General features: G+C 74.5%; 9 protein-coding genes. 6 read left to right on the forward strand and 3 right to left on the reverse strand.

What is annotated here, in order from left to right; all coding sequences use genetic code 11:
- Positions 1-601, reverse strand: a 601-nt coding sequence (locus VK640_05695; protein ID HTE72676.1) for a LuxR family transcriptional regulator, incomplete at its 3' end; no start/stop codon positions are given.
- Between the two features lie 196 nt (positions 602-797).
- Between VK640_05695 and VK640_05700 the strand changes: the two genes are divergently transcribed.
- Positions 798-1,739, forward strand: a complete 942-nt coding sequence (locus tag VK640_05700; GenBank protein HTE72677.1) for a hypothetical protein — start codon at positions 798-800, stop codon at positions 1,737-1,739.
- A 29-nt stretch (positions 1,740-1,768) separates the two neighbouring features.
- Entirely contained in the window at positions 1,769-2,494 is a 726-nt protein-coding gene (locus VK640_05705) for a class III extradiol dioxygenase subunit B-like domain-containing protein (GenBank protein ID HTE72678.1), read from the forward strand.
- A gap of 34 nt (positions 2,495-2,528) precedes the next feature.
- Here the strand turns inward: VK640_05705 and VK640_05710 are convergent, their stop codons facing one another.
- Entirely contained in the window at positions 2,529-2,786 is a 258-nt protein-coding gene (locus tag VK640_05710; GenBank protein HTE72679.1) for an antitoxin, read from the reverse strand.
- A 38-nt stretch (positions 2,787-2,824) separates the two neighbouring features.
- Between VK640_05710 and miaA the strand changes: the two genes are divergently transcribed.
- From miaA to VK640_05730, 4 genes are all read left to right on the forward strand, one after another.
- Positions 2,825-3,736: a tRNA (adenosine(37)-N6)-dimethylallyltransferase MiaA gene (gene miaA / locus VK640_05715; GenBank protein HTE72680.1), complete on the forward strand. Its 912-nt coding sequence runs from the start codon at positions 2,825-2,827 to the stop codon at positions 3,734-3,736.
- Between the two features lie 81 nt (positions 3,737-3,817).
- Positions 3,818-4,702 (forward strand): diaminopimelate epimerase, encoded by an 885-nt coding sequence (gene dapF, locus VK640_05720; GenBank protein ID HTE72681.1) that lies wholly within the window; start codon positions 3,818-3,820, stop codon positions 4,700-4,702.
- 14 nt (positions 4,703-4,716) lie between these two features.
- Positions 4,717-6,216: a GTPase HflX gene (hflX, locus tag VK640_05725; protein HTE72682.1), complete on the forward strand. Its 1,500-nt coding sequence runs from the start codon at positions 4,717-4,719 to the stop codon at positions 6,214-6,216.
- A gap of 364 nt (positions 6,217-6,580) precedes the next feature.
- Positions 6,581-8,515: an ATP-dependent DNA helicase gene (locus VK640_05730; protein ID HTE72683.1), complete on the forward strand. Its 1,935-nt coding sequence runs from the start codon at positions 6,581-6,583 to the stop codon at positions 8,513-8,515.
- Between the two features lie 61 nt (positions 8,516-8,576).
- Here the strand turns inward: VK640_05730 and VK640_05735 are convergent.
- The coding region (locus VK640_05735) for a nuclease (GenBank protein ID HTE72684.1) at positions 8,577-9,018 on the reverse strand (442 nt) is incomplete at its 5' end.

Below are 9,018 nucleotides of genomic sequence, written 5' to 3' on the forward strand. Positions count from 1 at the left end.
GGCCGGCGGCAGCCAGTGCGGCCACCCGCGCCTCCGTGGACGTGAGGCCGTCCGGTGCGGAGGGTCGCAGGCCGACCCGGCGCAGCTCGTCCCGTGCGCGCTCGGCCCAGACCGGTGCAGGGTTGGCCTCGAATACGGAGACCGCCCGACTGAGCAGCTCGTGGGCGAGCCGCTTCTGCTTGGCCCGCCGGTGCATCCGGCCGGCCACGAGCAGGCTGCGCCCGAGCTCGAACGTCGTGCCCAACCGCTCGTGGGCGGCGACGGCCGTCAGCGCCAGGGCGTCGTCGTCCGGTCCCGCGCGGGCCGCCCGCAGCTCGGCCTCCAGCCGTGGGAGCACGGCCTCGAGGTGAGGTCGGTCGAGACCCGCCCCGGCTGCGACCAGACGGGCCAGCTCCGCCTCGGCCTCCTCGACGCGGCCGAGAGTCAGCAGTGACTCGACCAGGTCTCCCGGGCAGGGGTCCCAGCCGGGGTCGGCCAGGCCGGCGCGCTCGGCGTGCCGCGCTGCTGCGTGCAGCGCATCCACGGCGCCGGCGTGGTCGCCCTGCGTGCTCAGCAGCCGGCCGAGGATGGTCGACCCGATGCCGAGCAGGAAAGGGGTCACCGACCTGGTCCGTCATGGCGGTCGCGACCCGGATGCGCTCGTCGCTGCTGGCCCAGTCAGCCGTCCGTGTCTCGTCGGCCGCGACCTGGAGCTCGGCCAGCGCCCGCGTCATGGTGCTTCCAGTGACCTCCGCGATGGCCAGCGCCTCGCGGGCGAGCCGGCCCGCGGTGTCCAGCTGCCCGGCCCGCAGCTCGAGATGACCGAGGTTGAGCAGGATCAGCGGCTCGGAGACCTCGTCGCCACGGGTCCGCGACTCGGCGAGCACGGCCGTGAAGAGCTCGCGGCCGGCGTCCAGCCGGGAGGAGAAGTGGAGGAGGCGGCCGGGCACGCCCGGGCCGCCCTCGCCGAGCTGGCCACGCTCGCCGAGCCCGCCAAGCCGGTCGACGGAGACGAGGCCGAGCGGCTGCGGGCCCGCGCGCTCGCGATCGCCGCCCAGGCCGACGCGATGCGCGGGGCCGCCGGCTGGCCGGGCGAGCTCGCCGCCGCCGCCGCGCTCGAGGAGCGTTTCCCCCCGGACCTGGTCGTCAACGGCGCCCGCTTCGCGCAGGTCCAGCAGCTGCTCCTCGGCCGCACGCTGGGCAGCGCGCGCACCGCGGCCGACCCGGCCGCGCTGGACGCCGCCGTCTCCGGTCGCGAGCGGACCGGCACGGCGGACACGCCCGGCGTCGTGCTAGGCGGCCGAGCGCGCGTCTTGCCAAGCGGGTCGGAGGCCAAACCGACGGAACGGGGACTTCGGATGACCACCCGACTCATGGCGGCTCTGGTGGCCGCGATCCTGCTCATGACGGGTGCCGCGGGCGTCACGGCCGCGACCGCCGTCACGGCGACTGCCGATGCCGGTACCGCCGTCGGCGCGACGGCGGCGTGCGCCGACGAGCTCGAGGTCCTGCGCAGCGACGTGGCCGCCGTGCCGATCAGCAGCGGCAAGGTCGACAAGGAGCGGGCCGGTCTGGTCAAGCTCGTGGACGACGCCACGGCTCTCGTCGCGGGCGGCAAGACGGCCGACACGCTCGTCAAGCTGGGGAACCTGCGGACGAAGGTGGGTCAGCTCGCGGAGGGAGGGCGGATCAGTCCCGAGTCCGCCGCTCTGCTGACGGCCGACATCGACGCCGCGTCGGGATGCCTGTCCGCCGGCTGACGACGCGCGGCGTGTGACAGCGTGTGGCGGTGCTCGTGGCCGCGACTGTCTGTCCCCACCCGCCGCTGCTGGTGCCCGGCGTCGCGGCCGGGGCGACCGCTGAGACCGACGACCTGCGCGCGGCCTGTGACGCCGCGGTCGGGGCGCTGCTCGCGACCCGGCCCGACCTGGTGGTGGTCGTGGGCGCGGCGGACCGGTCGGGTCCCTTCGAGGCCGGGGCGTGGGGGTCGCTGAAGGCGTACGGCGTCGATGTCGACGTGGGTCGCTCCCACGCTGGCGCGGCGGACGGCCACGGGACCGGCCCGACCCTGCCGTTGTCGCTGACCCTCGGCCGCTGGCTGCTCGACCGGGCCGCGTCGACCGGAGCCACGGCCCCGGTGCTGCTCTTCGGTGTCGCTGCCGATGCCGACCGCGACCGCTGCCTGGAGGTAGGGGCCGCGCTGGCCGGCCGCGCCGCGCGGGTCGGCCTGCTGGTGATGGGTGACGGGACCGGCCGCCGGACGCCGAAGCCCGGTTACCTGGACGGTCGTGCCGAGCCCTTCGACGCGCGGGTCGCAGCAGCGTTGTCCGCGGGCGACCCGTCGGCCCTGGCCGGGCTCGACGTCGTCCTGGCCGACGAGCTGCTCGTGCAGGGCCGGGCCGCGTGGCAGGTGCTCGCGGGCGCGGCCGGCCAGCAGCGGTGGCAGGGCGAGGTCATCTACGACGCCGCGCCCTACGGCGTCGGCTACCTGGTCGCGACCTGGCTGCCGGCCTGAATCAGGGCTGGTGAGGCTGCCATGCTGATCGGGCTCAGTGGCGAGGGGTGCCGCTCCCAGGGGGCGTGCCACCGGTCGACGGCCTGGCGTCCGGAATGTCGTCGTTCTTGCCGTCGAGCTTGTCGAGGGCGTCCTTCGCCGCCGTCGAGCCCTTGGCGATGTGCGTGTCGTGCTTGCCGCCGGTCTTCTTGCTCGCCATCCCGCCGGCCTTGTCGATGCCCTGCGCGATCTTGTCGCCGTGCTCGTCGACGGCCTTCTCGGCCTTCTTCCGGATGTTGTCGAACATGCCCATGGCGTCACCGTAGGCCACCTGAGCGAGACTTGCCGACCGTGACCGCCACGCCCGCGCCCGCCGTCGTCGCGGTCGTCGGCGCCACGGCGACCGGCAAGAGCGACCTGGCCGTCGAGGTCGCGGTGCGGCTCGGTGGCGAGGTGGTCAACGCCGACTCGATGCAGCTCTACCGCGGCATGGACGTCGGGACCGCCAAGCTGACGGTCGCCGAGCGGCGCGGGGTGCCGCACCACCTGCTCGACGTGTGGGACGTGCGGGTCGCTGCCAACGTCGCGGACTACCAGCGGCTGGTACGCCGTCAGCTGCTCGAGATCGCCTCGCGTGGTCGGGTGGCCGTGCTCGTCGGCGGCTCGGGCCTCTACGTGCGGGCCGCCCTCGACGACCTCGCGTTCCCCGGCACCGACGACGGCGTCCGGGCCCGGCTCGAGCGCGAGCTGGCCGACCGCGGGCCGGCCGCCCTGCACGCCCGGCTGCAGCAGGTCGACCCGGCCGCAGCCGCCGCGATCCTGCCGAGCAACGGCCGGCGGGTCGTCCGCGCGCTGGAGGTCGTCGAGATCACCGGCCGTCCGTTCACCGCCTCGCTTCCCGAACCGGGCGGCTACGCGGTGCCCGCGGTGCAGCTGGGGCTGGCCCTCGACCGGCCCCTGCTCGACGAGCGGATCGCGGCGCGGGTCGACCGGATGTGGCAGGGCGGGCTGGTCGACGAGGTGCGCCGGCTCACAGAGCAAGGATTGCGCGAGGGACGCACCGCGTCGCGGGCGCTCGGCTACGCCCAGGTGCTGGGCCACCTCGAGGGGGAGTGGACCGAGCAGCAGGCCCGGGACGAGACCGTCCGGGCCACCCGGCGGTTCGCCCGGCGGCAGGAGTCCTGGTTCCGCCGGGATCCGCGGGTGGTGTGGCTGGACGCCGGGTCACCGGACCTGGTCGAACGGGCTCTCGCACACTGCTGACGCCGCACTGCGGAGGGGACCTGCCCGATGGCCCGGCACGCCGCGCCGCGCCGGGCCACTCGGCAGCCGTAGCCTGGAGGGGTGGCGCGGTTCGTCAAGGGGCACGGGACGGAGAACGACTTCGTGCTGCTCCCGGACCCCGACGGCGAGCTGGAGCTGACCGACGAGCGGGTGCAGCGGCTCTGCGACCGCCGGGCCGGGATCGGGGCGGACGGCGTGCTGCGGGTGGTGCGCTCGGCGGCCCACCCGGAGGCGGCGTCGACGGCCGGCGAGGCCGAGTGGTTCATGGACTACCGCAACGCCGACGGGTCGGCCGTCGAGATGTGCGGCAACGGCATCCGGGTCTTCGCCCGGTTCCTCGTCGACGAGGGCTGGGCCGAGCCGGGAGACCTGCCGGTCGTCACCCGCGACGGCGTCAAGCAGGTGCGGGTCGGCCGCGAGGGCGACGTCACGGTGGACATGGGCCCGGCCCGGCTGCCCGGGACCGACCGGACGGTGCGGGTCGGCACAGTGTCCTGGCCCGCCACCGAGGTCGACATCGGCAACCCCCACGCCGTCGTGTTCGTGGACCGGCTCGCCGACGCCGGGAAGCTGCGCGAGCCGCCGGCCGTCGAGCCGGCCTTCCCGCAAGGGGCCAACGTCGAGTTCGTCGAGTCCCGCGGCCCGTCCCACGTCGCGATGCGGGTGCACGAGCGCGGCGTGGGAGAGACCCGGTCCTGCGGCACGGGGGCGTGCGCGGTGATGGTCGCCACGGCGCTGCGCGACGGCGCGGGCGACGGGCCCGCGGGGTCTGACGGGCTGAGTCGGACGTACGTCGTCGAGGTCCCCGGCGGGCAGCTCACGGTGAGCCGTCGGGCCGACGGGCACCTGGAGCTGACCGGCCCGGCCGTGCTCGTCGCGGACGGAGAGGTCTCGGCGGCCCTCTGGTGGGGCAAAACCGACGCGACGACCGCCGCGACCGCGTGACACCCTGGGACCCGATGACAGCCGAGAACCGCTCCCGCCCCGCCGACGACCGGGACTCCGCCGTCGAGCTCGAGCCCGCACCCGACCTCGATCCGACCGACGTCGACGTCGGCATGGACGTCGACATCGACGGGGAGCAGTACGACCTCGCCGACCGCCAGGCCCTGCGCCGGGTGGCCGGTCTGTCGACCGAGCTGCAGGACGTCACCGAGGTCGAGTACCGCCAGCTGCGGCTGGAGCGCGTCGTGCTGATCGGCGTCTGGACCGACGGCAGGGTCGAGCAGGCCGAGAACTCGATGGCCGAGCTGGCCGCGCTCGCCGAGACCGCGGGCTCCCAGGTGCTCGCCGCCCTCATGCAGCGCCGGGACAAGCCGGACTCCGCGACGTACGTCGGCTCCGGCAAGGCCCGCGAGCTGCGCGACGTCGTCGTCGCCGAGGGCGCCGACACGGTGATCTGCGACGGCGAGCTGACACCGGGTCAGCTCAGCCAGCTCGAGGCCGTCGTCAAGGTGAAAGTGATCGACCGGACCGCGCTGATCCTCGACATCTTCGCCCAGCACGCCAAGAGCCGCGAGGGCAAGGCCCAGGTCTCGCTGGCCCAGATGGAGTACATGCTGCCGAGGCTGCGCGGCTGGGGCGAGTCGATGTCGAGACAGGCCGGCGGCTTCGGCGGCGGTCAGTCCGGCGGCGTCGGCACCCGCGGGCCCGGCGAGACCAAGATCGAGACCGACCGGCGCCGGATCCGAACCAAGATGGCCAGGCTGCGCCGCGAGATCGCCGGGATGAAGACCGCCCGCGACACCAAGCGGCAGGAGCGCCGCCGGCACGACGTGCCGTCGGTGGCGATCGCCGGCTACACGAACGCCGGCAAGTCGTCGCTGCTGAACCGGCTGACCGGAGCCGGTGTGCTGGTCGAGAACGCGCTGTTCGCCACGCTCGACCCGACCGTGCGCCGGGCCCGCACCGACGACGGCCGCGACTACACCCTGGCCGACACCGTCGGGTTCGTGCGGCACCTGCCGCACCAGCTGGTCGAGGCGTTCCGGTCGACGCTCGAGGAGGTCGCCGACGCCGACCTCATCCTGCACGTCGTCGACGGTTCCGACCCCGAGCCCGAGGCGCAGCTCGCCGCCGTGCGGGCGGTGTTCGCCGACGTCGACGCCCACCACGTACCGGAGCTGGTCGTCGTCAACAAGGCCGACCTCGCGGACCCGCTCGTCGTCGAGCGGCTGCGGCGCCGCGAGAAGCACCTGGTCGTCGTGTCGGCCCGCACCGGCGCCGGCCTGGACGAGCTGCGCACCCTGATCGCCCGCGAGCTGCCGAGGCCGGCGGTGCCGGTCGACGTCCTGCTGCCCTTCGACCGGGGCGACCTGGTGTCGCGGCTGCACGACGAGGGCGACGGCGTGGTCCAGGAGCACGTCCCGGAAGGCACCCGGGTCCGGGCCCGGGTCCACGCGGCGCTCGCCGCCGAGCTGTCCCCCTACGCGGCCGCGGCGGCCTCTCCTCCGGTCTGACGGCCCCTTCCGCGGGCCGCTTTCGATGCCGGCCGAGGTGACGCCCTGCTCGCAGCCCAGGCCGCGGCCGCGGAGGTCCCGGTCGCCTGACCGGTCCCGAAATGATCACGTTCACGTGATCACTGCACCTCGTGCACGGCGGATCCGCCGTGCACGGCGTGGCCGAGCCGTGCACGGCGGGTCCGACCACCGGGCCGTGTCCGCAGCCGTCCTGCCGGTGTGGATCGCCGCTGGCCCTGACGCCGGTCCCGGCTAGCCTCGCCGGGTGACCAGCGACGCCGCCCGGGAGGCGCCCCTCGGCGTCCCGGGCGACCCGCCGGCTGCGCCCGGCCCCGACTCGCGACTGGATTCTGGGCCCGACCCGATGCCGGACCTGACGCCCGTCGGCGAGTCGACCCTCGTCGAGCTGCTCGCCGCTGGGGTCGCCGCCGTCGGGGGCAGCGAGCGGCCGGGGCAGGTGCGGATGGCCGAGGCGGTGGCGACCGCGATGCGCGACGGTGAGCACCTGCTGGTGCAGGCCGGCACCGGCACCGGCAAGTCGCTGGCCTATCTCGTCCCGGCTCTTCTGCACGACGGCCGGGTCGTCGTCGCCACCGCGACCATCGCGCTGCAGAACCAGGTGGTCGACCGGGACCTGCCCACCCTGGTCGACGCCGTGGAGCCGCTGCTGGGTCGCCGGCCGACGTACGCGATCCTCAAGGGCCGCTCCAACTACCTGTGCCGCAACAAGGCGCAGGGCGGGATGCCTGACGACGGCGAGGACGCCCTCTTCGACCCGTCGCCGACGACCGCGCTGGGCCGCGACGTGGTGCGGCTGCGCGCCTGGGCCGAGGACACCGACACCGGGGACCGCGACGAGCTCGACCCCGGCGTGACCGACCGCGCGTGGCGCCAGGTCAGCGTGACCGCGCGCGAGTGCCTCGGCGCGCAGAGGTGCCCGTTCGGTGCCGAGTGCTTCGCCGAGCTGGCGCGGGGGAGGGCCGGCGAGGCGGAGATCGTGGTGACCAACCATGCCCTTCTTGCGATCGACGCGCTCGAGGACTTCGCCGTGCTCCCCGAGCACGACGTCGTGGTGGTCGACGAGGCGCACGAGCTGGTCGACCGGGTGACCGGTGTCGCGACCGACGAGCTCACGCCGACCCTTGTCGAGCGGGCAGCCGCCAGGGCTCGGCGGATCGTCGACGGCACCGAGACCCTGACCGAGGCGGCCGACGCGTTCGCCGACGCGCTGGCCGGCCTGACCGAGGGACGGCTCGTCGACCAGCCCGAGGAGCTCGCGACCGCGCTGGCGATGGTCCGGGACGCCGCGCGCGGCGTTGTCTCAGACATCACCCGCGCCAGGGACGCCGACGACGGCGCCCGCAAGGTGGCGCACGCGGCCGTCGACGCGGTGCACGAGACGGCGGAGCGGCTGGCCGCGCACTCGCCCTACGACGTGACGTGGACGGTGCACGACCAACGTCGCGGCTCGGTGCTGCGGGTGGCGCCGCTGTCGGTCAACGGGCTCTTGCGCGCGGCACTGTTCGGGGAGCGGTCGGTGGTGATGACCAGCGCGACCCTCGAGCTGGGTGGGTCCTTCGAGCCGATCGCCCGTCAGGTCGGCCTCACCGGTGACGACGCGCCGGAGTGGCAGGGCCTCGACGTCGGCTCACCGTTCGACTACCCGCGTCAGGGCATCCTGTACGTCGCCAGGCGCCTCCCGCCGCCCGGCCGCGACGGAGCCTCCGACGCGACGCTGGACGAGATCGCCACCCTCGTGGCGGCAGCGGGAGGACGCACTCTGGGGCTCTTCTCGTCGATGCGCGCGGCGGAGGCCGCGGCCGAGGCGATGCGCACGCGGCTCGACGTTCCGGTGCTCTGCCAGGGCGACGACCGCACGGCCGCCCTCGTCCGGCGCTTCGCCGACGAGCCCGCGACCTGCCTGTTCGGCACCCTGTCGCTCTGGCAGGGCGTGGACGTGCCGGGGGAGGCGTGCCAGCTCGTGCTGATCGACCGCATCCCCTTCCCGCGCCCGGACGACCCGCTGATGTCCGCACGGGCGCAAGCCGTCGCCGACGCGGGGGGCAACGGGTTCATGACAGTCTCCGCCACCCACGCCGCGCTGCGGCTCGCCCAGGGCGCGGGCCGGCTGATCCGTCGCTCCACCGACCGCGGTGTGGTGGCTGTGCTGGACAGCAGGCTCGCGACCGCCCGCTACGCGCCCTTCCTGCGGAGTTCGCTGCCGGCGTTCTGGGCGACCACCGACCACGACATGGCGGTGGCCGCCCTGCGCCGCCTCTCGGCGGAGCAGGACGGCTGACACGACCGAGGCCGGCCGGCAGCAGGCGCCGCGGGCTCGCCTCGGCGGTAGTGCTCGTTCATCAACGAGGGGTCTTGTCTCCTTGCGGCGCGAGGCTCAAGCCGACCAGGACCGGGTCGTGGTCCGAGGACCGGAACGGGTCTGCCTCGTAGTAGGCGGCGACCTGTGCCGCTGACTTGAACTCGACGTTGTAGTCGAGCACCGTCGGCTCGTCCGCGTTGATGTGCCACTCGGTCACACCGGTGACCTGAGCGGCCAGGCTCGGCGATGCGAGCGCGTGGTCGAGGTAGCCGGACTGACCGTCGAAGACGTACGAGTAGGTCTTAGCCCCGATCTTCGCCGCGATCATGTTGGTGAAGCCGGTAGCCTCCAGCGCCGCGATCGGGTCCTCCTTCGCGTAACTGTTGAGGTCGCCGATGATCAGTTGATCCGACTCAGTGACCTTCGTCGGCATCGTGGCCAGCCACTCGGCCAGCTCCTGAGCCGCGACGGTGCGGGTGAGG

The organism is Actinomycetes bacterium (assembly GCA_035489715.1).
Taxonomy (GTDB): domain Bacteria; phylum Actinomycetota; class Actinomycetes; order JACCUZ01; family JACCUZ01; genus DATHAP01.

Coding starts and splice junctions, on each gene's coding strand:
- VK640_05700 (HTE72677.1), top strand. CDS start 798: ATGACCGAGGTTGAGCAGGATCAGCGGCTCGGAGACCTCGTCGCCACG.
- VK640_05710 (HTE72679.1), bottom strand. CDS start 2,786: ATGGGCATGTTCGACAACATCCGGAAGAAGGCCGAGAAGGCCGTCGAC.
- hflX (HTE72682.1), top strand. CDS start 4,717: ATGACAGCCGAGAACCGCTCCCGCCCCGCCGACGACCGGGACTCCGCC.
- VK640_05730 (HTE72683.1), top strand. CDS start 6,581: ATGCCGGACCTGACGCCCGTCGGCGAGTCGACCCTCGTCGAGCTGCTC.